Annotated in this window: 1 pseudogene; it reads right to left on the bottom strand. The window is 56.6% G+C overall.

The features are described from left to right. Positions 1-327 (bottom strand): annotated as a pseudogene (locus HK28_RS13595) (IS5 family transposase); the annotation flags it as partial.

Raw genomic sequence — 327 nt, 5'->3', positions numbered from 1 at the left:
TTCATCAAGGAGAGGTTCTGCTTCAGTGATGTCGGCCCTTTGCCCTGGAGTCAGCGAAAGAGCCACGGCCTTTCCCGCAGCATCGACAATGGCGTGGATTTTCGTGGTCAGTCCGCCCCGGGACCGTCCGATGGCCTAATCCGTGCCTCTTTTTTAAGAGCGCCTGCACTATGCTGGTGAGCCCAGACAATCGTGCTGTCGATCATCATGTATTCGTTGTCATGGTCAGCTGCCAGATGCCGGAAAATCCGTTCAATCACACCGCTTTCACACCAGCGACGCAACCGTCGGTGGACGTTCTTCCAGTCCCCGAACCGCACTGGCAAG

The organism is Acetobacter sp. DsW_063, from assembly GCF_002153745.1.
Taxonomy (GTDB): Bacteria; Pseudomonadota; Alphaproteobacteria; order Acetobacterales; family Acetobacteraceae; genus Acetobacter.
Note: the sequence above shows the minus strand (reverse complement) of the source record. Positions and strands in the feature narration are given on the sequence as shown.